Source organism: Streptomyces sp. JLBT605, from assembly GCF_058215555.1.
Window position 1 is genome coordinate 7,119,574 of record NZ_CM177087.1, and the last position, 24,321, is coordinate 7,143,894.

Annotated in this window: 23 protein-coding genes and 7 pseudogenes; 15 read left to right on the plus strand and 15 right to left on the minus strand. The window is 70.6% G+C overall.

The features are described 5' to 3' along the window. Window positions 1–290: 290 nt before the first annotated feature. Window positions 291–788 carry a hypothetical protein gene (locus AC4BDD_RS30855; protein ID WP_490688774.1) on the plus strand — a complete coding sequence of 166 codons (498 nt, stop codon included), beginning with the start codon at window positions 291–293 and terminating at the stop codon, window positions 786–788. Window positions 789–1,248: 460 nt separating this feature from the next. On the opposite strand, the pseudogene AC4BDD_RS30860 reads toward AC4BDD_RS30855, so the two are convergent. Beyond that, a pseudogene (locus AC4BDD_RS30860) lies at window positions 1,249–1,504 on the minus strand (carbonic anhydrase); the annotation flags it as partial. A gap of 59 nt (window positions 1,505–1,563) precedes the next feature. After that, the gene (locus tag AC4BDD_RS30865) at window positions 1,564–2,037 is read right to left on the minus strand and encodes a MarR family winged helix-turn-helix transcriptional regulator (RefSeq protein WP_490688775.1); all 474 of its coding nucleotides are present in this window, start codon (window positions 2,035–2,037) and stop codon (window positions 1,564–1,566) included. 145 nt (window positions 2,038–2,182) lie between these two features. On the opposite strand from AC4BDD_RS30865, the gene AC4BDD_RS30870 reads away from it, so the two are divergent. Further along, window positions 2,183–3,343 (plus strand): serine hydrolase domain-containing protein, encoded by a 1,161-nt coding sequence (locus AC4BDD_RS30870; RefSeq protein WP_490688776.1) that lies wholly within the window; start codon window positions 2,183–2,185, stop codon window positions 3,341–3,343. Window positions 3,344–4,198: 855 nt separating this feature from the next. Further along, window positions 4,199–5,389, plus strand: coding sequence for a M20 family metallopeptidase (locus tag AC4BDD_RS30875; protein ID WP_490688777.1), 1,191 nt, complete (start codon window positions 4,199–4,201; stop codon window positions 5,387–5,389). Window positions 5,390–5,643: 254 nt separating this feature from the next. On the opposite strand, the gene AC4BDD_RS30880 is transcribed toward AC4BDD_RS30875, so the two are convergent. Both AC4BDD_RS30880 and AC4BDD_RS30885 read right to left on the minus strand, forming a co-directional pair. Continuing rightward, the gene (locus AC4BDD_RS30880; protein ID WP_490688778.1) at window positions 5,644–6,186 is read right to left on the minus strand and encodes a TetR/AcrR family transcriptional regulator C-terminal domain-containing protein; all 543 of its coding nucleotides are present in this window, start codon (window positions 6,184–6,186) and stop codon (window positions 5,644–5,646) included. 198 nt (window positions 6,187–6,384) lie between these two features. Next, window positions 6,385–6,720 (minus strand): annotated as a pseudogene (locus AC4BDD_RS30885) (ArsR/SmtB family transcription factor); the annotation flags it as partial. A 160-nt stretch (window positions 6,721–6,880) separates the two neighbouring features. On the opposite strand from AC4BDD_RS30885, the gene AC4BDD_RS30890 reads away from it, so the two are divergent. Then, window positions 6,881–7,858 carry a quinone oxidoreductase family protein gene (locus AC4BDD_RS30890; RefSeq protein WP_490688779.1) on the plus strand — a complete coding sequence of 326 codons (978 nt, stop codon included), beginning with the start codon at window positions 6,881–6,883 and terminating at the stop codon, window positions 7,856–7,858. A 194-nt stretch (window positions 7,859–8,052) separates the two neighbouring features. Here the strand turns inward: AC4BDD_RS30890 and AC4BDD_RS30895 are convergent, their stop codons facing one another. Further along, window positions 8,053–8,487, minus strand: coding sequence for a hypothetical protein (locus AC4BDD_RS30895; RefSeq protein WP_490688780.1), 435 nt, complete (start codon window positions 8,485–8,487; stop codon window positions 8,053–8,055). A gap of 35 nt (window positions 8,488–8,522) precedes the next feature. Between AC4BDD_RS30895 and AC4BDD_RS30900 the strand changes: the two are divergent. Continuing rightward, window positions 8,523–9,180: pseudogene (locus AC4BDD_RS30900) on the plus strand (hypothetical protein); the annotation flags it as partial. A 9-nt stretch (window positions 9,181–9,189) separates the two neighbouring features. Here the strand turns inward: AC4BDD_RS30900 and AC4BDD_RS30905 are convergent. The 4 genes and pseudogenes from AC4BDD_RS30905 to AC4BDD_RS30920 all read right to left on the minus strand — a co-directional run bounded on the left by AC4BDD_RS30905 (window position 9,190) and on the right by AC4BDD_RS30920 (window position 11,361). Then, window positions 9,190–9,402: a hypothetical protein gene (locus AC4BDD_RS30905; RefSeq protein ID WP_490688781.1), complete on the minus strand. Its 213-nt coding sequence runs from the start codon at window positions 9,400–9,402 to the stop codon at window positions 9,190–9,192. A 133-nt stretch (window positions 9,403–9,535) separates the two neighbouring features. Further along, complete coding sequence (locus tag AC4BDD_RS30910; RefSeq protein ID WP_490688782.1) at window positions 9,536–10,042, minus strand: DUF6624 domain-containing protein; 507 nt, start codon at window positions 10,040–10,042, stop codon at window positions 9,536–9,538. 119 nt (window positions 10,043–10,161) lie between these two features. Further along, window positions 10,162–10,533 (minus strand): annotated as a pseudogene (locus AC4BDD_RS30915) (transposase); the annotation flags it as partial. A 72-nt stretch (window positions 10,534–10,605) separates the two neighbouring features. Beyond that, the gene (locus AC4BDD_RS30920; RefSeq protein WP_490688783.1) at window positions 10,606–11,361 is read right to left on the minus strand and encodes an SDR family oxidoreductase; all 756 of its coding nucleotides are present in this window, start codon (window positions 11,359–11,361) and stop codon (window positions 10,606–10,608) included. 71 nt (window positions 11,362–11,432) lie between these two features. Between AC4BDD_RS30920 and AC4BDD_RS30925 the strand changes: the two genes are divergently transcribed. The 3 genes and pseudogenes from AC4BDD_RS30925 to AC4BDD_RS30935 all read left to right on the plus strand — a co-directional run. Then, window positions 11,433–12,359 (plus strand): LysR family transcriptional regulator, encoded by a 927-nt coding sequence (locus AC4BDD_RS30925; protein WP_490688784.1) that lies wholly within the window; start codon window positions 11,433–11,435, stop codon window positions 12,357–12,359. A 350-nt stretch (window positions 12,360–12,709) separates the two neighbouring features. Beyond that, window positions 12,710–12,928 (plus strand): annotated as a pseudogene (locus AC4BDD_RS30930) (hypothetical protein); the annotation flags it as partial. Between the two features lie 21 nt (window positions 12,929–12,949). Then, window positions 12,950–13,174, plus strand: a pseudogene (locus AC4BDD_RS30935) (hypothetical protein); the annotation flags it as partial. On the opposite strand, the pseudogene AC4BDD_RS30940 reads toward AC4BDD_RS30935, so the two are convergent. Continuing rightward, window positions 13,064–14,092: pseudogene (locus tag AC4BDD_RS30940) on the minus strand (NsdA family TPR-like regulatory protein); the annotation flags it as partial. The pseudogenes AC4BDD_RS30935 and AC4BDD_RS30940 sit on opposite strands and share 111 nt — an antisense overlap. Before the next feature lie 12 nt (window positions 14,093–14,104). Then, a complete protein-coding gene (locus tag AC4BDD_RS30945) occupies window positions 14,105–14,353 on the minus strand; it encodes a hypothetical protein (protein WP_490688785.1) in 249 nt (82 codons plus the stop codon). Window positions 14,354–15,475: 1,122 nt separating this feature from the next. Between AC4BDD_RS30945 and AC4BDD_RS30950 the strand changes: the two genes are divergently transcribed. Continuing rightward, window positions 15,476–16,069: a VOC family protein gene (locus tag AC4BDD_RS30950; protein ID WP_490688786.1), complete on the plus strand. Its 594-nt coding sequence runs from the start codon at window positions 15,476–15,478 to the stop codon at window positions 16,067–16,069. Between the two features lie 171 nt (window positions 16,070–16,240). On the opposite strand, the gene AC4BDD_RS30955 is transcribed toward AC4BDD_RS30950, so the two are convergent. Then, complete coding sequence (locus AC4BDD_RS30955) at window positions 16,241–16,471, minus strand: hypothetical protein (RefSeq protein WP_490688787.1); 231 nt, start codon at window positions 16,469–16,471, stop codon at window positions 16,241–16,243. 748 nt (window positions 16,472–17,219) lie between these two features. Between AC4BDD_RS30955 and AC4BDD_RS30960 the strand changes: the two genes are divergently transcribed. The 5 genes from AC4BDD_RS30960 (at window position 17,220) to AC4BDD_RS30980 (ending at window position 21,212) form a co-directional block, all read left to right on the plus strand. After that, entirely contained in the window at window positions 17,220–17,582 is a 363-nt protein-coding gene (locus AC4BDD_RS30960) for a MarR family winged helix-turn-helix transcriptional regulator (protein ID WP_014173936.1), read from the plus strand. Continuing rightward, window positions 17,579–19,012, plus strand: a complete 1,434-nt coding sequence (locus tag AC4BDD_RS30965) for an MFS transporter (protein WP_490688788.1) — start codon at window positions 17,579–17,581, stop codon at window positions 19,010–19,012. Before AC4BDD_RS30960 ends, AC4BDD_RS30965 begins: the two co-directional genes overlap by 4 nt. Before the next feature lie 33 nt (window positions 19,013–19,045). Then, on the plus strand, window positions 19,046–19,339 hold the full coding sequence (locus AC4BDD_RS30970) for a DUF1330 domain-containing protein (RefSeq protein WP_490688789.1): 294 nt from the start codon (window positions 19,046–19,048) through the stop codon (window positions 19,337–19,339). A 355-nt stretch (window positions 19,340–19,694) separates the two neighbouring features. After that, window positions 19,695–20,534 (plus strand): hypothetical protein, encoded by an 840-nt coding sequence (locus AC4BDD_RS30975; RefSeq protein ID WP_490688790.1) that lies wholly within the window; start codon window positions 19,695–19,697, stop codon window positions 20,532–20,534. A 72-nt stretch (window positions 20,535–20,606) separates the two neighbouring features. Further along, on the plus strand, window positions 20,607–21,212 hold the full coding sequence (locus tag AC4BDD_RS30980) for a hypothetical protein (RefSeq protein WP_490688791.1): 606 nt from the start codon (window positions 20,607–20,609) through the stop codon (window positions 21,210–21,212). A gap of 49 nt (window positions 21,213–21,261) precedes the next feature. On the opposite strand, the gene AC4BDD_RS30985 is transcribed toward AC4BDD_RS30980, so the two are convergent. Both AC4BDD_RS30985 and AC4BDD_RS30990 read right to left on the minus strand, forming a co-directional pair. Then, on the minus strand, window positions 21,262–21,609 hold the full coding sequence (locus AC4BDD_RS30985; RefSeq protein WP_490688792.1) for a hypothetical protein: 348 nt from the start codon (window positions 21,607–21,609) through the stop codon (window positions 21,262–21,264). A gap of 185 nt (window positions 21,610–21,794) precedes the next feature. Then, entirely contained in the window at window positions 21,795–21,998 is a 204-nt protein-coding gene (locus tag AC4BDD_RS30990; protein WP_490688793.1) for a hypothetical protein, read from the minus strand. A gap of 161 nt (window positions 21,999–22,159) precedes the next feature. On the opposite strand from AC4BDD_RS30990, the gene AC4BDD_RS30995 reads away from it, so the two are divergent. Continuing rightward, on the plus strand, window positions 22,160–23,014 hold the full coding sequence (locus tag AC4BDD_RS30995; protein ID WP_490688794.1) for a hypothetical protein: 855 nt from the start codon (window positions 22,160–22,162) through the stop codon (window positions 23,012–23,014). A gap of 33 nt (window positions 23,015–23,047) precedes the next feature. Here the strand turns inward: AC4BDD_RS30995 and AC4BDD_RS31000 are convergent, their stop codons facing one another. Next, window positions 23,048–24,310 (minus strand): beta-ketoacyl-[acyl-carrier-protein] synthase family protein, encoded by a 1,263-nt coding sequence (locus AC4BDD_RS31000; protein WP_490688795.1) that lies wholly within the window; start codon window positions 24,308–24,310, stop codon window positions 23,048–23,050. Window positions 24,311–24,321 lie beyond the last annotated feature (11 nt).

Here is a 24,321-nt window from a genome sequence, read left to right on the forward strand (position 1 = left end):
GCCGCGTACCGGGACTGGCTCATCCAGCGCGGTCAGGCCGCGCCGGTACGCCGCGCTTACGAGGTGCCGGCCTCCGGCACTCGGCCGACGCGAGTGAACTCATTGCCAACACAGTTGTGCACTCAGCGCTCATGACTCAGCGCCCACGCTCCGGCAGCGTGGAAGAAGGCCGACCGTACAGACCCAAGGAAAGCATCACGACGCCTGTGCATGTCTGCTTCTCCACCGACCGCGGCAGCATCTGTTCGCGCTACACCAACGTCACCACCTGATACGGGGGACAACCAGCTATGGCATCCATCCTCGCGCGTACTGCCGCTGCGGCAGGTGTCGCAGTCATCACCGCGGCCCTCTTCGCTTCACCCGCCGCCGCCGACTCCACCAGGCCGATTGCCCCGAAGGCTGCGGCCGGGCTCCCCGACGTCTCTGTGGTGGGTGCTGCGGTGCCGTCCCAGGCGGCGGGTATTCCGAAGTTCCGTTTTCACGGCCGCGACCCCCGCATCGTCGAGGTGACCGTCGACGGGCGTGTGGTCGGCAAGGTGGAGTGGCATGACATCAGCGACGAACTGATCGCCCGCGACTATGCCAGTGACAGGGCCTACATCCACGCTGAACTGGGGTTGAGGGGGAGCTCACTACTTACCGTGAAGACCAAGGGCCACAACGCGCCGTACACGGCCAAGGGCACCATGGATGGCATCGGCGAGGATGTCGCAATCAACCTGACCGCCTGCTATGTCGGCAACGGGTACAATATGTGCACCCCGCCGGATCAAGTGGGTTCGTAGCGGCCAGGGCCAGTGAACGTATCCAGCAACGTCACCCGAGGACGGGAATACCCCGTCTTCTGCGACGTCTGGAGCGGAATCGGCCACCAGGCTCCAGCTACCGCTGACAAAGCCGGTGCTTGGCCGCTGTTCCGTGCGGCGTGAGAGCCTGTCGTCCTGGTCGTGGTCTTCGTCGCGTTGGTGGCGGTGCTATTCCCGGCCGCCAGATAGACCCGGCGATGCGCGGTGCATTGGGCCCGCGTAGCGCCGGCACCCCTGAGCCCGACCCAGGCCGCGTTTTAGACGACCAGCAGCCTCGCTCCTCTGCGCGCCTTCGTGCACTCCTGGGCTGTCTTCGTCGCCATCGAGCGGCACTGGGAGCGTCCTGCGGATCATCGGCTCCATCCCCACCGGAGCCGTCCGCGCCCACGACGTGATCGGATGCTCTCCCGCGACGGCCGGCCACCCCGCTCGGCGACGCGATGGAGCCGAGGGCTTCTGCGCCGGCGACGTGCCCCGCGGTGCGCACCACGAACAGGTCGCCCAGGCCGCGGTCGAAGATGATCTCGGCGGCCAGCCGGGAGTCGGAACACATGAACAGCACGGCGAAGGGCTGCTGGGACGGTGCGATCTCGGTGCGGCGTATGGCGTCCTGGTTCGGGAGCTCGGGTGCTCGGGTGCTCGGGGGCGCCGGAGACGAAGCGCTGGTTACCCGGCCTCGGGGGACAATGGAACAGCGGTTGGCGCTAAGGAACGATCTTGTGCGCCTAGGGCCTGTCTTTCGGATCAGGCTGGATCAGTGAGCGGCAGGGGTCTCGTCCCGCCAGGCGCGCTGCCAGCGGGCGAGGTCCGCGAAGACTTCTTTGAACGCGGCGTAGGCTTCGGCGCCGACGGCTTCGGCGTGGCGCTGCTCGATGGCGGCGAGGATCGCGTCGGAGCGGGCCATCTGGTCGAGGCCGCGCGGGGTGGGGACGACCAGCTTGGCGCGGCGGTCGGCCGGGTCGGGGCGGCGTTCCACGTAGCCGAGCGCCTCCAGTTCGTCGATCACCTTGCCGACGACCTGTTTGTGCTGGCCGGAGCGGCGGGCCAGCTCGGTGGCGCGGCTGCCTTCGGCGTCCAGGTACGCCAGCACCAGGCCGGTCTGCGGCCTGAGGTCCGGGTGGCCCTGGTCGGCGAGGGTGGCGAACAGCTCCTCCTGGACCGCGAAGAGCAGTTGGCCGGTGAGGACACCCAGGTCCGGCTCCCGCAGTTTCCGTTCGCCGCGCCGCATATGCGCCCTCCGCCCGGTCGGTGATGGTGACCCGTCCATCGTAGCCAACTGGTCACCATCGAATACAGTCACCAATGTTGACTATCAACGATGGTGACTATAGCGTCGGTGCCGTCAGACGGGGAGACGGCGAAAAGGGGTCGGGATGTCCGGCGGCGACGGCGTGCACGGGACGGTGGCGGCGGGATTCGAGGAGGTGCGCCGGGAGTTCGCCGCGGTTGTGGCCGAGGAGTCCGGCGAGCCGGGCGCCCAGCTCGCGGTGTACCTGCGGGGACGTCAGGTGGTGGACCTGTGGGCCGGCGAGGGGGTGAGCGGTGACTCGCTGCACGGCCTGTACTCCTCCGCCAAGGGCGCGGCGCACCTGGTCGTGGCCCTGCTGGTCCAGGACGGCGTGCTGGGCCTGGACCGTACGGTCGCCTCTTACTGGCCCGCGTTCGCCGCCGAGGGCAAAGCGGAGATCACCCTGCGCGACCTGCTCGCCCACCGGGCGGGGGTGATCGGCGTGGACGGCGGCTTCCGCACCGAGGAGCTGGCCGACGACCGGCTGATCGCCGAACGCCTCGCGGGGCAGCGGCCGTTCTGGCGCCCCGGCACGGCCTACGGCTACCACGCGTTCGTCATCGGCGCCCTCACCGGCGAGGTGGTGCGCCGCGCCACCGGCAGCTCCCTCCAAGAGGTGTACGAGGAGCGGATCAGGTCCCCGTACCGGCTCGACTTCCATCTGGGCCTCCCCGAGGCGCTGGAACCGCGCTACGTCGAGGTCCTCCCCATGCCGGGCACGGACGGGCAGGGGGCCGGGGGCCCGGACCCGCGCAGCCTCACCGGGATCGCCTTCAACCTCCACGCTGACCCGCCCACCGACCTGGTGGAGTTCGCCAACACCCGCGCGGTGCGGGCGCTCGGCCCCGCCTCCTCCGGCGGGGTGGGCAACGCGCGCGGCCTGGCACGGATGTACGCGGCGGCGATCAGCGAGGTCGACGGCCGCGCCCCGGTGCTCCGGCCCGCCGCCCTCGCCGAGTTCACCAGGGTGCACACCCGCGGCGTGGACCTGGTCACCGGCGAACGGGACCACTTCACCCTCGGCTTCGAGGCGCAGGGAGTGCGCTACCCCTTCCTCGGTCCGGACGCGTTCGGGCACAGCGGCGCAGTGGGAGCCCAGTCGTTCGCCGATCCGGGCAGCGGCGTCGCGTACTCCTACACCCGCCGCCGGTTCGCCGTCGATGGTGGCGGCGGGGCGCGGGAGAACCACCGGCTCGCGGCAGCGGTGCTCCGGGCCGCCCGAGCCTCCGCCGGCCGCCCGGCCTAGGCAACCGTCTCAGAGATCCTCAGCGAGGCTGCGGCGTCTCGTCGAGGAGGACCTGAGGCTGTTCCGGGCGTCCCGGGCTACACCTTTCGGACGGACATTTGCACCTGATCATCATCTGTGCTAACGGCGTCGCCATAGGTGATCATGCACTGGGAGTCGACGATCAGCGTCACCGGGTAGGGACAGCGTCCCAGGCCGGTGCGGATCCGGCGGCGGAGCTGGTCGCGGATGTGGGCCACCACCCCGGCGCGGGCCCACTTCCGGAACACGTAGGCGGGCACGGTCGGCGCCGAACTCGTCGGTTGGTGTGCAGGCCAGGACCAGGCCGCGGGCGTCGGCTTCAGCGCATAGGCGGGTCAGCACGCGGGTAGCGTGGCCCTGGCCCCGGTGGCCGGTGGAAACGCGCAGGAACCGCGGCTCGACTACCTCCTGGTCGGCGGCGAGCGACAGGCTCAGCAACCCGGTCGGCGGCATCGATCGCTTCATCTCACGCACTAACTCCTCGGTCCATCCGGGCTCATACCACTCCTCGTCGGCGTCGACGAGCGCGTGGAGCGGGAGGAAATCCTCCGGGGGCCGTATCGCTGCCGGTTCTCTGGTCGTCTGCAAGGCCGGGTGATCGGGATCCGCTCCGTTCGCGACCGCCATGTCCGCATAGCTGGTGTACAGCTCGACGCCTGCGGGGATGTACCGCGGGCGCGGCTCTCGACCGCGATGCCGCGCTGCTGCTCCCCGCGCGCCCGGGGATGTGCCCTCGTCGCCAGTACGGCGGTCACTCGCACCGCGGCTGGTGGAGACGATCGAGGCCGTCCGCGAGCTGCCGGTACGGCACAACTAGGAGGGGCGAGGAGAGGCGTGAGCGAGAACCTTCAGCAGGCGGCCGAGGCCGGCGCGGCGTCCGTGATCGGGCTGGCCCAGGAGCTGGTCCGGCGCCCGAGCCGGGCCGGGATCGACGACTACGGGCCGGTTTTGGGCGTGCTGGAGGACTGGCTGACCGCCCGCACTCTGCCGCACCGCCGTCTGCACGACGCGGCGGGCGAGCTGGTCGGTCTGCTGGTGGAGATCCCCGGCGGCCGACCGGGGCCGTGGTGGACGCTGGACGCGTGCGTGGACACCGCCCCGTACGGCGACGAGACCGCCTGGTCCTTCCCACCGGCCTCCGGCGACATCGTGGACGGATGGCTGCTCGGCCGTGGCTCGTCCGACTCCAAGCTCGCCGCAGCCATGTTCTGCCATATCGCCGCCGACCTGCTGCCCCGCGCCGCTGACCTGCACGGCGGGCTCGCCGTACTCCTGGACGTGGATGAGCACACCGGCTCCTTCGGCGGCGCCCGCGCCTACCTCGCCGATGAGGCCGCGACCCGCCCGGCCGGGGTGATGATCGGCTACCCCGGGCTGGACGAGGTCGTGGTCGGCGGCCGGGGCCTGTGGCGGGCTTCGATCACGGTCCACGCCCCCTCCGGGCACTCCGGATCGAGTCGGACCGTGGTCGGCGCCATCTCGCGGGCCGCGCACCTCGTACGCCTCCTGGACGCCGCCGACCTGCCCAGCGTCGACGGCACCTCGGCCTTCCCGCTGCCGCCGAAGCTGTCGGTTACCGCCTTCCACGGCGGCCAGGGCTTCTCCGTCACCCCCGACCTGTGCGAGCTGAATGTCGACGTCCGTACGACCCCGGCGTTCGACGCTCACGACGCCGAGACCCTCATCCGCAAGGCCGTCGCCGAGCTGGATGCGGAGCTGTCCGCCCCAAAGCCCACCGAGGTCACCCCGGTCGCCGTTTGGCCGTCCTTCCGCCTGGCCGAGGGCGAGCAGCCCGCGGCCGCTCTGCTCGGCGCGGCAGCCAGGGCGGGGCTGATGGTGCGGGCGAAGACCGCGGGGCCGTCGAACATCGGCAACCTCCTCGCCGGTGAGGGCATCCCGGCCACCGCCGGCTTCGGGGTGCCATACGAGGGGCTGCACGGCATCGACGAACGCGCCCACCTCGCCGAACTCCCCACGGTGTACGCGGTCTACCAGCGGGCCGTCCTCGACCTCCTCGGGGGCTGACGTCGCAGGCCCGTCCCAGTTTTCCCCTAGGCCCGCTCCCAGCCAGTCCCCGTCTCCCTCTCTGGGAACAGATCTTGTCTCGCGGTGAGATACAGGCAGGACCACCTCACATCCACCGATGACAAGGGGAGCCGGTCATGGCCGAGCGGACCAGCGCCACCGCCAAGCTCGCCGGACGAGGCCGGGCTGGCCGTCGATCAGCTCCGGCCACGTGATCTGGCCGAGGTAGGCAGCATGGGTGCTCTCCACGCTGCCTACGTTCCCTCGGCTGCCTGCTTGGGCGCTGCGGTGCTGATGAGCTGGCGGAGGGCGCCGTGGTAGATCTCGTGGTCGATGACGGCGGGCAGGATCTGGGCCAGGTGGCCGGTCAGTACGGGGAACTCGTCCGGGTCGAGGGCGGCCAGGGCCTGGCGGGTTGTGGCTTGCGCGGCCTTGGGGTCGCGGTGGTCGACGAAACTCGCGCTGCCGAGGGTCAGCAGGTACAGCCGCCGGTAGCAGGCGATCGCCTGCTGGGGCGTCATGCCGGCGGCGATCGAATCGGCGAGTTGCGGCTCCACCAGGCGCTTCAGCAGCTGGGGGCCGAGCCATGGCCGGCTGCCGCGCAGGGCGAGCAAGCCGGGATGGTCAGTGAGCAGCTGGTACAGCGCGGCGAAGCGCCGCTCGGTCGCGGTGGCCCAGTCGGTACCCGGTTCGATCTCTGGGAGCTGGGCGGCGAGGTGGTCGGTGACCAGGTCGAGCAGGCCGGCGAGGTCGGTGCAGCGGCGTTGGAGGGTCCGCGCTCGGCAAGTGCGGCTCAAGACGAGCCCACTCCCGATCCGACAGGTCACCTCGCCCCACGCTGGCCGAAACGACACCAGCACGGCTCGGTCACTTTAGGGTGCCCGGTGGGTCTTCGCGGCGTCGCGGCGACGCACCGATACCCCCTGGATGCCGCGTTCGCCGGAGAGCTGGGCGCTCCCGGTCCCTGCGGGGGCCGGCGCGTCTAGTCGATTGCCGTCGGCGCGCAACACCAGGTCGAGCAGCCCGGGGAAGCGGGCGTCGAACTCCTCCCGGCGCAGCCGGTTGAGCCGTTTGGGACCGTGGTCGCGCTGCTCGACGAGCCCGGAGGCGCGCAGCACGGTGAAGTGGTGGCTGAGCGCCGCCTTGCCGACCGGCACGTCGAAGCTGCCACAGCTGCGCGTCCACTCGGCGGATCCGGCCAACTCGCGGACCAGTTGGAGGCGTACCGGGTCGGCGAGCGCGGACAGCGCGCTCAGCAGGGACACCTCGGCGGGGTCCGTGTGCACCGGTGCGGGGCGGTGTCCGCCGCTGTCGGCCGCATGGTCGGGCATGCCGCTCTCCTCTCTCCTCGCCTAGTTCCGCACCGGCGGGCCGCGCCTGTCGGCCGGCCTCCCCGGCCCAGCGTTCGTGCTTGCCAAGTGTTCGATGGAGATCTTACACTCCGAGTGTTCGCTTCTCATTGAACACCCTCCCTGAAAGGTGCCGACGGCCATGCGCGCGATCGAGTTCCAGGAGTACGGCGGTCCCGAGGTGCTGAAGGTGGTCGAGGCCGCCGACCCCCAGCCGGGGCCCGGCCAGGTGTCCATCGACGCTGCGTACGCGGGAGTGAACTTCGCGGACATCAAGGCGCGGGCCGAGGGCTACCGGGTGCCGTCCCTGCCCTTCGTGCCCGGACTGGAAGTGTCGGGCCGGATCCGTGCCATAGGCCCCGGCGTCGAAGGTCTGCGCCCTGGGCAGGAGGTCGCCGCGCTCACCCACGGCGGTGGCTACGCGGAGGTCGTGCTCGCCGATGCCGCGACCGTCTTCCCGCTCCCCGAGGGCGTGGACCTGCGGACCGCCGCCACACTCCCCACCGTGCTGCCTACCGCGTACGCCCTGCTGCACGAGGTCGGCCGGCTACGGGCGGGGGAGAGCGTGCTGGTGCACGGCGCGGCGGGCGGCGTCGGCACGGTCGCCGGGCAGCTGGCCCGAGCCGCGGGCGCGGCCGGGGTGTACGGCGTGGTCTCCTCCGCGGCCAAGGCCGACCATGCCCGCCAGCACGGATACGACGAGGTCTTCGTGGGCGATTCCTTCGTGGACCAGGCCCGTCGCGCCACCGGCGGCCGGGGCGTGGACCTCCTCCTCGACCCGGTGGGCGGCGACACCCTGCGCCGCGGCCTCGACGCGATGGCCGTCTTCGGTCGCCTGGTGTCCTTCGGCAACGCCGGCGGCGCACCGCCGTGGCAGGTGGGACCGGCCGACCTGCTTCCCAAGGGCCGCTCGGTCGCGGGCTTCTCCATCCTGGAGCTGGCCCGGTCGGCTCCCCGGGAGCTGCGATCGATCGCCGAGCGAGCCTTCCGCGCCGCCACCGACGGCACCGTGCGGATCCCGGTCACCGCGGAGTTCCCGCTGTCCGAGGCGGCCGAAGCCCACACCCTGCTGGGCGGGCGCACCTCGACGGGCAAGCTGCTGCTGCGCATCGCCGAGTAGGGGTGTCCGGTGGGACGCCGCGGAGACCCATCGGACACCCCTAGGCCGAGGCCATCCGCGTCCTGGCGCTGTGTGCCCGAGCTGAACGTGCCCAGCGTTCCGGGGCCGCCTGAGGTCCCGTCACCAGTCGGTGATGTCTGCCACGGAGCCATGCGGATCGGTGGCGGCTGCCGTCATGCGCTGCTCCTCGGTGATCAGGTCCGGGAGTGTGCTGCGAGCAACGCCGTGGTGGCGCCGGATGGCCGTACGTCGGCGGCAATGACACCCGTGGTGTCCTCGCTGTCGAGGTAGAGGCGCAGCTTGTCCTGGTCCATGAAGAGGAAGCCGCGCAGGCGGGGCTTCGGCTGGTCTTCGGTGTAGGGCTGCGTGAGAGTGCGCAGGATGGAGAGAGCGTTGTCGTCCGGTGTGGGAGCAGCCGCCTTCACGGTTGCTGGGTCCACGTGGACGAGGATCATGCCCATCACGGAGCCGACGCGGGCGCTGGGGTGGGTGTGAGTGCCGGTGTGCAGGGTCCGCAGGATGCCGGTGACGTCGTACGCGGTGATCAGGTCGTCGTCCGCCCGGAGGGGGATCTCGTAGGCGGTCAGTTCCTGAGGCTCTGCGGCGTGCGCGGCCTTGGCACCGGTCACGACGCGGATCGCCTCGGCGGGCGGCGGTACCGGGAGGGGTTCCGTTGCCGAGGGCGGAGGGCGGTCAGCTCGTGCCGGCGGTGGATGTCTCGCCGTGGCTGCGGCCGGACGCCAACACGTGTGCTGACCGGGCCTTTTGCCACACGTTCGGCCGGGGTGAGGGCAAGCATCAAATGGTGCCCGGCTGGCCGTACTCGGTGGTGGCCGCGCTGGAGACCGGCCGTACGTCCTGGACGGCGGTGCTGGACGCGGTCCGCCTGGAGCCCGGCGCCGACGTCGCCGCGGTGACCACGGTGCAGATCCGCGAGGTCGTCGAGCGGCTGGTCGCCGTCGGCCAGTGACCGCAGCTCGGAAGCGGCCGACCGATGGACCTGGCTCGTGATCGCCGCCTATGCCCAGCTCCGGCTCGCCCGCTCGCTGGCCACCGACCTCCGGCGCCCTTGGGAGAAGCCAGCAGAACCGAACAGACTCACCCCCGCCCGAGTCCGGCGGGGGTTCAGGAACCTGCGTGTGAAGACCGGCTCTCCAGCCGGCGCACCGAAACCTTCCCATCCCGGACCCGGCCGGCCGCCGGGTTCGAAGAACCGCTGCCCGGCTCCACGTCATGGCGTGGGCCGTGTCCTCGCTACTGGCGAGGCATACAACAGACCCTCACACCACAAGGAAGGCACAAAACCCCGCCGCACCGGATAAGCGACAGGTTCATCTGTAGTCGTCCTCGTTCAGCTCAACCACGCGCGCTTGCTCCGCACGGTCGGCTTCATCCGGGTCGGCCCCTGCAAGCGGGTCATCCCGGAGCGGTGCGAGGTCTGTGTGCTGTTCGGCCGCATCGGCTTCAGGAGCTTCAACGTCGAGCTCCACCGTCCCGTCCTCCTCATCTTCGAAGGTATCGGGGTCGGTCGGGTCTACTGGCATGGGTGCTCCAAGGAGGAAGGCAGCAGAGTTGCTGCTGCTCTGTCCCCTGGTCCGTATCCGATACAGAGCCGATCAATCCTGCAAGCCAGAGGATTCGCCCACCTCGGGCATGCGGTGAGGTTAAACGACAAGGTCAGGCCACGGAGAACTTCGCGACGTACTCGTCGAAGGGTTCGATGCCGACTTCCGCACGGAGTTCGTTCATGTGCTCGGGCTCTTCGCAGGGCCACGGAACCGGTGCCCCGTCCTTCACGCCGGCGATCTGAGTGCCGTAGACCTGCTTACGGCCCTCATTGACCAGTGTGCGGTCGCGCAGGAAGGCCAGCTCGCGGGGGCTGGCCGAGCCTGCCGACACCGCCTGCTGCATCAACTGGAGGGCGCGCCGCTGAACATCGAGCTGCCGGTCGGCGTGCTGGGCGATCAGCCATGCCGCGCGTGCGGCCTCCTCGCCGACGAGTTCCGCCGTCGGCCAGCCGTACTCGTCCATGATCTCGCCGAGCCGGTCACCGTGCCGGGCGGTCAGCCGCCGCCAGGCCAGTTGCTCGGCGGGGTCGTCGCTGTTCGCGCGGGCTGCGGACTGGTGATCGGCCGCAGCCATGTCCGTGAGTTCCACCGTCAGCGCGGCAACGTCGTGCGCCACTTTCAACTCCAGGTCAGATCTGTGCTGTGCGTCCGCCCGCAACCCTAGAGGTGCAAATCGGGTGTAAAGATCATTCCGGAGAACGGTGACAGGCACCTCCCCGCATGGGGATAATGGATCTACCCCCGAAGCCAGAGCCGGATCACTGCGACGGTCACGGTGCCCTGGAAGACACAGGCGCGCTTGTCGAACCTCGCGGCAACGGCCCGGAAGATCTTGAGGGCGTTGATCGTCCGCTCTACTTCGTTCCTTCTTTTGTAGATCGGGACGTCCAAGCCGGTGGGGCGTTCGCCTTTGCTGCCACGGTTCCGGCGGTTGGACCGCTGATTCTTCGGTTCGGGGATGGCGTGCTTGCTCTGTCGTCGGCGCAGGTAGGAGCGGTTGCGGCGGGAGGAGTACGCCTTATCGCCCGCGAGGTGGTCCGGCCGGGTTCGACCGCGCCCGCCGCCGAGTCGGCCCGGGTCCGCCGGGGGTTCCGGAACCTCCACGCGAAGATCCCGAACACGCGCCCCGCCCCCCACAAGAAGGGCACGAAACCACGCCGAACCGGATAGCCGACACGCTCAGGCCACTTGGGCGGTGGCCGCGAGGACCAGCTCGCGCAGGGTGACGCGCTGCGGCTGCTGGTACGCGAAGCCGATCGCCGCAGCCACGTCTTCGGGGGCGAGCACCTCGATGGAGTCCTTGAATGCCTGGTAGTCGGCCTTCACCACCTCGTCGGTGGTGTGCGAGAGCAGCTCCGTCTCCACAGCCCCCGGGGCGATGGTGACGACGCGGACCCCATGGCCCGCCACCTCTTCGCGCAGGCTCTCGGACATGCCGTGCACGGCGAACTTGCTGCCGCTGTAGACCGTGTGGTTGGCGTAGGTCCGGCGCCCCGCGACCGAGCTGACGTTGATCACCGTGCCGTGGCCGCGCTCGATCATGCCGGGCAGGACCGCACGTACCCCATGCAGCAGACCCCGCACATTGACGTCGAACATCCGCTCCCACTCGTCGGCCGGCTGCTTGGCCACCTCGCCCAGCAGCATCACGCCCGCGTTGTTGACGATCAGGTCGGCGGGTCCGTACAGCGCCTCGGCCTCCCGGACGGCGTCGGCCACCGCCTCGGCGTCGGTGACATCGACGGACCTGGCGAGAGTGTCGGGGAGGCCGAGCGCCTCGATCCGCTCCACCCTGCGGGCCAGCAGCAGGAGGGGATGGCCGAGTGCGGAGAGGGTACGGGCGGTGGCGGCGCCGATGCCCGAGCTGGCTCCGGTGATGACGGCGAGGGGCTTGGCGGCGGTGTTGTTCATGGCGGTGTTCATGTCGATGTTCATGTCCTTAACCCTGATCGTCCGGCGGACCCCGAACAACAGCCGGTCGCGCAACGATCAATAACCTGATGGTTATGGAACGCCGAGACGTCGAGATCTTCCTGGCCCTCACCGAAGAACTGCACTTCGGCCGCACCGCGCAGCGCCTGCACGTGTCGCAGGCCCGGGTCAGCCAGTCCATCAAGCAACTGGAGCGGCGCATAGGCGCGGCGCTCTTCGAACGGACCAGCAGACGCGTGGAGTTGACGCCGATCGGACGCCGCCTCGCGGACGACATACGTCCCGGCTACGAGCTGATCAGGGCCGGTGTTGAGCGGGCGATCGCCGCGGGACGCGGTCTGGCCGAGCCGCTGCGCGTCGGGTTCAGCAGTCCGCTCGCCGGTGAGCTCGTGCTGTTCGCCGCCGCTGCGTACCGCGACCGACATCCGGCGGCCGGTGAGGTCCTGCTGCACGAGACCCCGCTCTCCGACCCCTTCGGCCTGCTGCACTCAGGCGAACTCGACCTGCTGCTCGCCCAGTTCCCCGTCCGCGAACCCGATCTGGCCACCGGCCCCGTACTGATCTCCGACACCCGCGTGCTGGCCGTCTCCACCCGGCACCCCTTCGCGAAGAGGCCCTCCGTCCGGGTCGACGACCTCGCCAGGGACAAGGTGCTCACCCTCTCGGGGCCCGTACCGGACTACTGGCTCGACCATCTCCTGCCGCCCACCACTCCGGCGGGCCGTCCCGTCGAGCGCGGCGAGCGGGCGGCGACCCGGCAGGAGCTCCTCGCCCTGGTCGGGGCGGGACGCGGGGTGCATCCCGCCGCCGCCCACGAGGTCAGGTACTACGCCCGCCCGAATATCGCGTACGTCCCTTTCGACGACGCTCCCCCGCTGGAGTACGGCCTGGTGTGGCGGGCCGCGGCGGACACCGGCCGCATCCGCGCCTTCGCTGAGGCGGCGGTGGAGACGGTACGACGGCAAGGCGGCCCGGGGGACGTCTGCGCGGAGTGCCGCTGATCCGGCCCGGGTGAGCGCCCCAGTTCGAGACACGTCTCGATCCCGTCAGATAAACGACAAGCAAAGCCTTCCTGGCCCACGGGCCAGGAAGCAGGAAGCGACGAAGCGGGAAGACGCCTGGCCACAAGGCAAGGCGCCACCTCGGCGGGGCAACCCGCCGACGTCCCACCAATCCAGTCACCAGCAGGCAAAGCTCTTCTGACTAGAGCAGGTCAGGAAGCGTCTGACCCAGGCGCGTGAGGGACGATCGGCAGGTCGCTCTCATAGGTAATGGCAGGACCTGGTGTGTCCCGGCCCGGGGCACGTGTGAGACGACCGAAGACCGAATGGGGCGTCGACGGTGCGCGCCAATGAAACTGTCCTCCTTCGGCGGGAACTACTGGGACGAGGAAGACACCTGGTTCTACTTCGAGGTCGATGCAGAAGGCTGGGTGATCCGGCAGGTTGAACTCGCAGGGCCTGAGCTGACCCCGATCGCAGCTGCCTCCCTCGCCGAGTGGCAGCGGGCCCGCGACGCAGGCCGCCTCGATGAGTACGACAGCAGGTTCGGGATCACGGCCGAGCTGCCTAACCTGGCCCAAGAAGCCGCCATGCACAGCTTCAGCCAGCGCCTCCCGGTCAACTGGCTCCGTGAGCACCTCGCCGCGGAGGCGATGCACTGCCCTTTCCCGACGCTCGTGCAGCGGCTCACGCATCGTCCCGAGATGCCGTTGCAGTGGAGGTGTCAGCAACTGTTGACCGTCAGCGCCGGCGAACAGATCTTGGGTCTGCTCGACGTCCTTCCCGGCACCTTCGACAAGATCCCGGAGACCTTGGGCGGTGGCGATCCAGGTGAGGTACAGGACGCGGTCGCGTGTCGCGCCGGGTTCCAGGGCGGCCAGGCCGTCGGTCAGCAAACTCTCGGCTGTGGCCGGGTCGCCCAGGTCGAGGAAGGCGCGGCCGGTCTCGGCCATGTGGCTGGGGCGGCACATCCAGTATGCCCAGTCGGGGTTGGTGTCCCCGGCGCGGGCGCGTTCGTATGCCGTCTCGGCCTGCGCCAGGAGGCGGGCGGCTTGTCTGGCGTCGCCGGTGGCGGCGGTGGCCCGGACCCGCCAGGTGTCGATCATCGCGGCGACCAGTGGGGTGGTGCGGGCGTGGGCGATGTCCCGGGCGGTGGCGAGTAAGTCTGTGCCCGTGCCCGGCTGGCCGTCGTAGACGCAGGCCAGGGCGAGGTTGGCGAGCAGGTAGGCGCTGTGGGCGGGGTCGGCGGCCTCGGCGGAGGCGCGTAGCGCGGTGTGCCAGGCGCGCTGGGCGCCGGGGGTGTTGCCGGCGTCGAACTCCGCCCAGCCGAGGAAGCGGGCGTATTCGGCGGCGAGGAAGTGCAGGTCGGTGGTGAGCTGTCCGGTGTGGCGGGCATGTCGCAGGAGCTTGGTGACCATTTTCAGGTCGGTGCGGGCGCTGGTGGTGCAGGCGGTGCCGCCCAGGGAGTCGTCCAGGTGCCAGAGCGCGGTGAGCCGGGCGTGGATGGCAGTGCTGACCTCGACACCGACGTAGCCGCCGTCGATCCCCCGAGTGATGGTGTCTTTGACGTGCTCGGTCCACTGCGTGGTGAGGGCTTTGAGGACGGAGGGCGGCAGGAGGGGGATGTCGGCACCGTCTGCGCGGTTGGGGTCGGCGGCCAGGTCGTCGAGGGCGGACAGCGTGACCTCCGGTGTGAACGGGGCCAGGACGTCGGGTCCGGGCAGGGCGAGCAGAAGCCAGTTCGGTCATCCTCGCGCCCGTACCTGCTCCGGGTCGACCCCGTGCAGGTCGGCCATCGCCAGTTGGGCGGCCATCTCCGGCTCGACGCCCGCCTCCCACCGGGCGATTTTCTCCCGGCGGTAGGCCATGTGCCCGTGGCCGAGCGCGGCGGCCCGCCCGGCCACGGCCTTGGCATAGGTGGCGAGACTGTGGCCGGAGGCGGCCCGCACCGCGGCGAGCAGGTGCCGGGATCGACGGCTGGTGGTGACGGGCATGTGGCTGTTGCGCCCCCAAGGCGGGATGAGCCGTGCACGGTCGCTGAACCGAACGTAGCGGACAGACCACCAGTTGGGGCCTCGCTGACTTGCCCTCGGGACGGGGAGGCACACCAAGGCAGCACCTTCTCCCCTTCTCCGCATCCCGGTTCGGCGGTTGCCTTGAAGCAGAGCCCGACCGGAACCGCGGACCGGCGGCTCGCCCCCTCCCCGCGAAGAGGCCGTACGGGAGCCTGCACCGCCCCGTACGGCCGGGAAGGGGCTATCCGACCGACTCGTGAAAGGGGTACCGCCATGGACCACACCCTCCCCGTCTACACCGCGCCCGTCGTGCTGGATGCGGGCAAGGTCGTCGAGGTGACGCTGGGCACGCAGACCTTCGACACCGCCGACGACACCGAGTACAAGGACTGAACCCGTGATCTGCCGGGGCCGGTCGGGGAGCGCGCCCACGGCCAGCCCCGGCACCCAGAGGGCGCCAGGTCTGCCCGCCTCCCGCGCTGGGGCGCGAGAGACCGGAGCGGGCCCGGCCTCCTCGCCTTGTCGCACATGACGACGACGAAGGAGAAGGGGCATCCGATGAGGCGGAGCGCGGGATGGTACGGCGGCAGCACGTACGACAGGCTGCTCGCCGTGGGCGGGGCCGTGCCCGGCCCGGGAGCAGACGACCGACGTCGCCACGGCGGAGCAGACCCGCCGGACGCTCGAGGTCGCCAAGATCCAGGATGGCACCGGGAGCGTGCCGTCGCTGAGATGGCTGCCAAGCTCCGGGACCGTGCCCGGGAACGCACCGTCGCCGACGGCCCACGCCCACAGTTCCGCCCCGGCGGCGCCGTCGACCATCCAGCAGCCCGGCACCCCGGGGCCGGGACCGGGACCGGGACCGCGCAAGGCTGGCGCATGCGCGCTCTTACTGATCGTTTAAGAATGAGCTGAGCTGCTGTTCTTACTCGGGGTGTTCTTCGTCGGCAGGATGTCCTGGGTGTGTGCTGATCTTGTTCCTGGCGACCTGTGCGGGCGGCCCGGGCGGGTGCGTGTTCCCGACCTGAGGCCCCAGCGCTTGCGCCGACAGTGGCGGCGACAATGAGCAGGCGACAGGTTCGACGGTTTGGGGGGAACGGGATGCTGACGGGGATCGTGATCGACGCGCTGGATGTCGCGCGCATGGACTGCTTCTGGTTGGACGCGACGCAGGGTCGGACGGGCGGCCTGCAACTTCGGTTCGTGCCGACCGCGAAGCCGAAGACGGCGTCCAAGAACCGACTCCACCTCGATCTGGCCGGGGGGTCGGCGTGGGAGGCCGAGGTGGCGCGCCTGCTCACACTCGGTGCGACGCGGGTCGACATCGGTCAAGGGGACGTCCCGTGGGACGTGCTGGCCGATCCGGAGGGCAACGAGTTCTGCGTGTTGCGCCCCGGTCATCCCGGCGTGCTCGCCGACTCCGGCCTCGTCGCGATCTGCCTCGATGTCGCGGAGGAGGATCGCTACACGCAGTGGGCCTTCTGGCAGCCCGAGGCCGACTGGCACTCGGTCGAGTCCCACGACTGGGGCGTCCGGCTGCGCCGGACGCCCGGCAGTACGGTCTCGCTGGTGATGGGGCCGCCTGCGGCGCCGAAGGAGGCGCGAAACAGACTGCGGCTGGAGGTCACTCAACGCGACTGGGAACCCGGCGAGTTCCTCGACGCCGGCGGAAACGAGTTCCACGTCACGGGGTGACCCGGCGTGCTTCGGGATTCGGTCCGAGGGGTCCCGGGCAGGAGCGCCGCTGCCCGGGACTGGCGGCCCGATGCCACGTCTGCAACCGGCCACTACATAAACACCGATAGATGTGCGTGTGCTCCACGCAGGCGCGCATATTCGTGCCCGGATTGCCCAATTCCGGCCACCCTAGTAGTCGTAGTCGGGGAAGACATTCGCGAGCTGGCGCAGCTGGCGGGCACGAGCTGCCTGTGCCAGCGGCTCGCGTCGGTCGTCGATCGTGGTGGAGGTGTTGGCGTCATTGATGTGGTGTTGCAGGACCGTCTGCGCGGCCTGCTGGACCGCATCGAACTCGCGGGCTCCGTACACCGCTAGGAGGTCATCGCGCTCCTCCCCGCCGGTGCCCGGCGGGGCCGGCATGCCTCCAGCGCGGATGCCGGGTGCTGCCGCACCACACCAAGGAGCTCTGTCAGAGGTGCCCCGGTGGCGGCCTCGCGCTCGGCGCTGTTGTGGTGGGCTCAGTCGTGCAGGACGGCGGCGAGGAGGTCCACCGTCTGGGTTCGCAGGGGTTCCCGCCCTGTCTCGGGGGCGGTGTCCGCGTACCACAGCACCAACTGGTCCACTGCGCTCACACAGTAATCCCACGTCGTAACGGGCTGCCGAGGCGTCTGGCGTTCGCTCATGCTCGCCACCTTCTCGTAGTTCTTCGGCTGGAAGCGGGTTGGGAGCCCCGGCTGCCAGGCTGGGAAGAGTGGGAGACGTTACCCGCTTGGCGTGGGTGCCCCGAGCACCTATGGGCGGAGACGACCGGCCGACAGCGCGGTGCGACGCCGCCTGGACCAGGCCATGACTGTCTGATGAGCCTTCCTCCACCACGTCGATAGATCCCCGCCAGCCGAGCACCGACTGTGCCCGCACGCGTCTTCGCGAGGCCGCGGTAGCGGCACCGGCGTCCGCGGTGGCCGACCACGAACTCCTCGATGCTGCCCTCGGTCCCCGAGCGCAGCCCGTAGAGCCGGCGTCAGTCGACCATTTCCATAACCCGTGAATATAAAAATGCTATGCTTCGGTCATGAGTCGTCAAGACACCGCTCCTGGCGCGTCCGCCGCCATCGGGGCAGCCCTCTACGGCCTGGCCACCAGGGCCGCGAGACGCCTGCCCCGGGACATGAGCCTGACGTCCGCCGCCACCCTGGCCACCCTGGACCGGACCGGCCCGCGGCGCATCACCGATCTGGCCGCGGTCGAGGGCGTCACCCAGCCCGCGATGACCGCCCTGGTCCGGGTGATGGAGGAGTCCGGCCTGGTCGAGCGGCGGGGCGACGCGTCCGACAAGCGGGTCACGCTGGTGTGCCTGACCGAGGCCGGCGCCTCCTATGTCCGGACGCGGCGCCAGGCGGGCGTCCACGCGTTCGAGCGGTTGATCGGTGAGCTCACCGGCGACGAGGTCGAGGCGCTGGTGGCGGCCCTTCCGGCGCTGAAGCATCTGGCAGAGCTCGAAAGCCAGGACCGCGAAGGGCCGAAGCAGTGACCGGGCAGCCGGTCGGCGGGGTCGCGGTGAAGGCGTTCCCGGTGGCGCGTTCCGAGACGCGGCTGCTGGTCCCCGCACTGATGTTCATCGCTCTGGTCGTGGCGGCGGTCGCCAGCCTCGGGGCGCCGCTCATCACCAGCGTGGCGACCTCGTTCCACGTCTCGCTCGGCAGCGCGCAGTGGACGCTGACCGTCGCGCTGCTCAGCGGCGCCGTCGCCACGCCGGTCCTGGGCCGGCTCGGAGCCGGCCCGCACCGGCGGGCCACGATCCTCGCCACGCTGGCGGTCGTCGTCGCCGGCAGCGCGCTCACCGTGCTGCCGCTGCCGTTCGCGTGGCTGCTGGCCGGCAGGGCGGCCCAGGGCATCGGGCTCGGGCTGACGGCGCTGATGATGGGCGTGGCCCGGGACCACCTCCCCGAGGAGCGCAGCGCGGCCGTGATCGCCCTGATCTCGGTGGTCTCGATCATCGGGGCCGGCGTCGGCTACCCGCTGGCCGCACTGCTCGCCGAGCTCGGCGGGGTACGGGCCGCCTACGGCCTCGGCCTGGTCGTCACCGCCGCCGCCCTCCTGACCGCGTGGCGCTCCATGCCCGAAGCCCCCGAAGGCCGCTCCGCCCACGTGGACGTGAAAGGCGCGGTCGTCCTGGCCGCTGCGCTGCTCCTGGTGCTGTTCCTCGCCGGCGAACGGAATCTGTGGAGCCGGCACCTCGCCATGGCGGCGGGTCTCGCCGTCGTCGCGGTGGTGCTGCTCTGCGTCTGGGTCGTCATCGAGCTGCGCAGCACGACGCCCCTGGTCGATGTGCGGGCGGTGCGGCACCCGGCGGTCGCCGGGGCGAACCTCGCCATGTTCGTCGGCGGGATCGGCATGTACCTCCTGCTCACGCTCATCACCCGGTACGCGCAGACGCCGCACGGCGCCGGCTACGGCTTCGGGCTGACGACCTTCGTCGCCGGGCTGGTCCTCATCCCGTTCTCGGTGCTGGGGTTCGTCGCCGGCAAGCTCACGCCGCGGGTCCGGACGCGGATCGCCGACCCCCTGCTCCTGGCCGGCAGCGCCGTCGTGGTCGGCGGCGGGTTCGCCCTGTTCGCGGCGGCCCGGTCGGACCTGGCCGAACTGTTCGCGGCGATGGGCGTGCTCGGCTTCGGCGTCGGCGGCTTCTCGGCCGCGATGCCCGGCGTCATCCTGGCCGTCACCCCCAAGAGCGAGACGTCGAGCGCCATGAGCTTCAACTACGTCGTCCGCAGCGTCGGGTACTCCCTGGGCAGCGCCATCGGCGGCCTGATCCTCGCCGCGGGCACTGGCCCCGGCCGCCTCTTCCCCGACGACAGCGCCTACACCACCGCGGCGCTGGTCGGCATCGGCGCCATGGCGATCACGACGCTGACAAGCCTCGCTCTCGCCCGCCGACGCTCGTCCGAGACCAACCCGTAAGTCAGATGCACTCATTCCAACACTGGAGGTTCCATGCCCAAGGGCTACTGGGTCAGCGTCTACCGCACCATTTCAGATCCTGAGAAGCTGGCTGCTTACAACAAGCTGGCCCGCCTGGCCGTCGAGCCCGCGGGCGGTCGGACCCTCGTCCGTGGCGGTCGGGTCGTGGCGCATGACGCCGGAATCGCCGAGCGCACCGTCCTGGTCGAGTTCGACAGCTTCGAGCAGGCCGTCGCGGCGTACGAGAGTGCGGCCTACCAGGAGGCGCTGGTCGCCCTCTCCGACGGCGTCGAGCGCGACTTCCGCATCGTCGAAGGCATCGACTGACCGAGGTCCAGTCGCATCTTCACTGAAGCTCCCTGGGCTCCACTCCAGTGCGCACCGCGATGTCCGGCACCGCACTCGGTGCGCACCACCCGGACGGTGTCCGGCAATCTCGCCCGCACCCGGTGCGCCTCACTCGACGTCCAGTACCGCACTCGGTGCGCGCCGCCGGCCACCCCTTGACCAGGTTCGGCCCGTCTACAGCGGTGAGCCGCTCGGTACCGGATACGACGACCACGCCGCGGCGGTGACGTCCACGGCCGCCCAGATGACGAAGGCCGGCATCGGTCACCTGCTGGGCTGGCAGACCGAGGTCGAGCACCGGCTCGGCAACGGCTTCGTGTAGCGGGCAGACCTGGTGCTGCGAGCGCCGGCGGCCGGGGTACCGGTGATGCTGCTGGAGGTCGACCGCCGCACCGAAGACGCCCACGAACTGGTGCACAAGCTCCGCCGGTACGCCGCCTGGTTCCGGCTGCTGCCGCCGGACGCGGACGAGCGCACGGTGTGCCTGGCCCGCTCCCGGGCCGATGCGATCGAGCACATCAGCCATGAGGAGCGGCTGGGGCGCCGTGTCTACCCGCCGACCGGCCGGGAGGGCCTGCCGCCGCTGGCGTTCGTGTTCGCCGACACCACGGCCTTGAAGGTCGCCAACACCATCGCTGTGCTGGAGGAAGCCGGCCGCACGTACTGGGCATCGCGCCGGTACGAGTCGTACAGGAAGGGCATCACGGCCCAGGACTACAGACAGGTGGTGCCGGTCGTCGTCACCACCCTGGAGCAGATGAGGGAGCAGGGCGCGGACGCGGCCGTGTGGCAGCGCCTCGGACGAAGGCAGCTGCAGACGCTGACCGATGCACTCGAGAACCCCGACGGCGACGCCCTCTACCGCCGCCAGGCCGCAGAGGCCGACGCCGAATACGAGCGGCGGCGCGCCGCCGAACGCGAGGCCCGGCGGCCGGTGTGCAAGCGGTGCGGGGCGAAGTTCACGGACGAACGCTGGGAGGAGACCGAATCGCGGACCGGTCTTTGGAAGGCCGGCGACCTGTCCGTGTGCGAGGCGTGCCACGCTGCCGACGTCGCCCGGGAAGCGGCCGCCGCGGAAGCCGCCCGCCGCCAGGCCGCCGCGCCGCCGGAGCTGGCGGGCGACCACGCTCAGGAGCCGGGCAAGCTCCGAGCCCTGTTCCGCCGGCGGACCTGACCCGGGCAAATTCCTCGTGTGGATCAGGTAGCCGCCTGCCGCACCGTCGCGAGAATCGAGTCGGGAGCAGTGATGAGCAAGCCGGTGGAGACAGTCCGTGCCCTGGTGTCGGCCGAGTACCACGTGTTCCAAATCAGTGATCCGGAAGGACCTGTGGCCGAGGATCTCGATCGCTCGCACACCGGGCTGGTGATGGCCTGCGGGGGCAGTATCGAGGTGCAGACCGGCATCCACACCGGTGACGTCGACCTCACCATCGAGGCGCACCAGCAGGCGCCGGAGCCGGCCACGGGCGACTGGGAGGAGATCGCCGAGATCTCCCTGCAGTTCCCCTCCGGCGAGCTCGCCGTTCACCCGCTGATGGACGACTCGGTCGACCTGCCGTCCCTGGCCGCCGCCGGCCCGGGCAGCTACCGGCTCCGGGTCCACGCCCGGGGCAGGGACACCGCCGTCGACCACACCCTGGTCGACGACATCGTGGAGTGGTACCTCATCCAGTGCTGGCCCGCCCCGCACGAGTCCCCAACGCTCATCAAGGCGACGGACGGATACGGAGCCGACGTCCGCTCCCAGCCCGCCACCGACATGAAGGTCATCAGCCACGAGGACTCCGCCCGCACGCAAAGCGGAAGAGAACGCGACATCCTGCGGCGCGCCGCACGCGGTGACTTCACCTGATACCTCGGCGGGGTGGCCTCAGCTCAGGGGCCACCCCGCCTCTTCATCTTCAGTCGTAGACGTGGCTCAGCGACCAGCACGCCCACACAACGAAGACCAGCGCCACCACGAGGGCCACTGTCCCGAGTGTGAGGCCGGCCCGCGCCCGGCCGCGGTTGGCTCCCTCTTCGCCCCGCATCCGTCGCAGGGCGACAGCGGCCGAGACGACCGCGAAGATCCCGAGGGGCACGACGAAGTAGGCGGGGACGAAACGCATCTGCGGCGAGACGACAGACTCCGGGAGGAAAGGGCAACCGATCGCCGCGACAGCGGCAGCGCCCAGGGCGAGTGACCACGTGCCCCTCGGCTGCGGGAGTATCACTTCGCCGAGCGGATCGGCGTGCTGTGGGGAACTCATGATCCGCAGACTAGGCGGCGGGCGGTGCGCCGCGCTTGAGCACGACTACCTAGACGGTCGTGAGTAGGCGAGCGGAAAGTCTCCCGTGGGAGCACGCGCCGACGACCCGCAGGACGGGGCTCACGCTCGATCTTCTCTGCCCGACGAGTTGGCCGCCGGGCCCGACGCACGGCAGCTTCTGTAGATCAGCCCGCCCACCCGATGGCACGGACCTCGATCGCCCCGGCGTGCGGCATGTATTGGATCCAGCTCCGCCGCCCGAACGCCTCCCGGATCTCCTCCATCGAGCCGAGATCACGCAGATCGGGCCAGGCCCGCGGATCGATCCACGCGACCTCCACGAGCGCCATCACCTCCCGCCGGGCCTCGTCGCTCGGCAGCTGCGCCATGACTCGACCGCGAGCTCCTCCACCACCACGCCGTACCGCATCCCGCACACCCCCGTGTGATCGACCCCGGTCAGCAGCGTACGAAGGAACCGCCGATACCGTTCCGCCCTGTGAATAACTCGGATCCGGGGGACAGGCGGCGTCGGCGGTACATGTACCTCATGGCACGTGAGCGGGTGCGGTGGCCGGCCGTGGTGGACCGGGCGCGGGAGATCGTGGAGAGCTACGAGGGCGGCGTCACGCTGCGCCAGGTGATGTACCGGCTGGTCTCCGAGGGCGTGCTGCCGCACACCCCGTCGATGTACCGGCACCTGTCCGCCCACCTCGCCCAGGCCCGCCGCGAGCAACGCCTCCCGGACCTGATCGACACCCTGCGCGAGGTCCACGTCCCGCCGGCCTGGCCAGACGCGGCCGCGTTCCTGCGCGAGGCTATGGACTGGTTCGCCCTGGACCGCACCGAGGGCCAGCGCCCGGTGTACGTCGCGGCGGAGCTGGACACCCTCCGGCAGATGTTCACCACCTGGCTCGCCGAGTACGGCATCCCCGTCCTGGTGGTCCGCGGCTTCGCCTCCCAGTCCTACGCCGAAGTCGTGCGCCGCCGCACCGCCCGGCACGGCCGCGCCACCCTGCTCTGGTGCGGGGATTTCGACTGCTCGGGCGAGGACATTGAACGCGACTGGGTGCAGCGCACCGGATGCTGGATCCGGGTCGAACGGGTGCTGCTCACCCGCGACCAGGTCCTTCAGTACGAGCTGCCCGCCACCGAGGGAAAGCGCGGCGACCTCCGCTGGCCCGGCTTCGCCCGCCGCTACGATCTCGACCCCGCCCGCCCGGTGCGGTGGGAGGTCGAAGCGCTGGAGCCGGCCGAGCTGCAACGCCTGGTCCTCGCGGCCGTCGACCATCTGGTCCACTCACGCTGGGGGCGGCAGCGGCGGGGGTGCACCAGGCCACGGCTCGCTCGTACGGCCCGCATTCGGAATAGCCGGCCCTATCCTCCCGAAGCTATGGCGAAGTGACACCCTCCACGGACAACGGTTCGTCCGCGTGGGTCATGGTGTGGTGGACGCCGTTGGGGACGCGTGGTGCCGTGCGCCGGTGACGATGAGCGAGACGTTCTGCCCACCGAAGCCGAAGGAATTGCTGAGCACGGCCTCCTGGGGGACGTCTCGTCGCTCTGCGACGACATCGAGATCGCGGTCGGGACCGACGGCGGCCGCGGTGAGGTTACGGGTCGGCGGGATGACGCCATGCTTCACACTGAGGACGGCGATGAGCGCTTCGATCGCGCCGGCTGCGCCAAAGAGATGACCGAGGGCCGCCTTGGGTGCTGTCACGGTGGCGCGGCCGAAGACTTCCCCGATCGCGTGCGCCTCGGCAACGTCGCCGACCGGAGTCCCGGTGGCATGGGCGTTGATGTGACTGATCTGCTCGGGAGCCAAACCGGCTTGCGCGAGGGCCTTCCGCATAGCCGAGATCTGACCGGAGCCGTCGGCAGCGGGCGCCGTGATGTGGTGAGCGTCGGCGGCGATGCCGGCGCCGGCGAGCACCGCGTGGACGCGCGCGCCCCGGGCGCTGGCATGCTCGGCGCTTTCTAGCACCACGACAGCGGCGCCTTCACTGAGGACGAAGCCGCTGCGGTCCGCGGCGAACGGCCGGGACGCAGACGCGGGTTCGACGGTATGCCGCGACAGTGCTTGTGCCTGGACGAAGCCGGCAACGGTGATCGGGGTGATCGCCGCCTCGGTCCCGCCCGCGATGACCACGTCCGCCTCGCCTGCCCGGATGAGCCTGGCCCCCAGGGCGATCGCCTCGGCACCGGAGGAGCACGCCGAGACGGGCGTGTAGACACCTGCCCGCGCACCGTACTCGATACTGATCAGCGCCGCCGCCGCATTGGGCATGAGCATCGGGACCGTGCGTGGCGAGACCCGCCGTGTCCCGGCTGCCTCCAGTGCGTCGTCCTCCTTCAGGAGCGTCCGTACGCCACCGATGCCGGTCCCGATCGCCGAGGCGAGCCGGTCCGGGTCGACTTCCGGGGCGCTCGCGTCGGCCCAGGCTTCGGCCGCCGCGACGAGGGCCGCCTGCTGCGAGCGGTCGAGCCGCCTGGCTCGCACCGGCGGCAGCGACTCTGCGGGGTCGATGGCCATCGTGCCCGCGACGGTGTCGCGAAGCCCGAGGTCCTCGTGACCGCGCAAGGCTCCGCCACGAAGGCCGGACTCGCCGGCCAGGAGGGCCTCCCACGTGGACTTCACGTCTCCACCGAGTGGTGTGATCGCGCCGAGTCCGGTCACGACGACTTCATTGCGGTGCATGCCCTTCAACC